This is a genomic window from Flavobacterium hydrocarbonoxydans (assembly GCF_009789235.1).
Lineage (GTDB): Bacteria > Bacteroidota > Bacteroidia > Flavobacteriales > Flavobacteriaceae > Flavobacterium > Flavobacterium hydrocarbonoxydans.
This window is the reverse complement of record NZ_WSTB01000034.1, coordinates 1-735: the sequence shown is the minus strand read 5'-3', so window position 1 is coordinate 735 and position 735 is coordinate 1. Positions and strand designations below refer to the sequence as shown.

Here is a 735-nt window from a genome sequence, read left to right as displayed (position 1 = left end):
CTATTACCGAACCATCCGCTATAACCGCAACAACTTCTCAAACAAATCTTTCTTGTAATGGAGGTTCAAATGGAACAGCCTCTGTAACAGCAACTGGAGGAACTGGAGGTTATACCTACGCTTGGAGTCCTTCTGGTGGAACTGCTCCTACTGCTTCAGGGCTTACGGCCGGAACATATACCGTGACCATTACAGATGTAATGGGTTGTACCGGAACAGCAAGTGTTACTATTACCGAACCAGATGCTATAACGGCAACTGTATCAAAAACGGATATTAGCTGTAATGGAGCCAATGATGGAACTGCAACTGCAACACCAACAGGAGGAACAGGAGCTTATACTTATTCTTGGGCACCTTCTGGAGGAACTGCTGCTACAGCTACTGGTTTATCGGCAGGAAATTATACCGTAACCATAACCGATGCTAACGGATGTACCGGAACACAAACCACTACTATCAATGAGCCAGCGGTACTTACCGCTACAACTTCCAAAACAGATGTTCTTTGCAATGGAACATCTAGTGGAACTGCAACTGTAACTGCTATTGGCGGAACAGGAACTTATACATATTCATGGGCACCTTCTGGAGGAACAGCTGCTACAGCTACTGGTTTAGCTGCAGGAACTTATACCGCAACCGTAACAGATAATAACGGCTGTACAGCTACAACAAGCGTTACTATTACAGAACCATCATTTCTTGTAGCTAGTACATCTCTTATCAATAACA

At 44.4% G+C, this 735-nt stretch carries 1 pseudogene; it reads left to right on the top strand.

Going from position 1 to position 735, the window contains the following annotated elements:
- Positions 1–735 (top strand): annotated as a pseudogene (locus GON26_RS21480) (SprB repeat-containing protein); the annotation flags it as partial.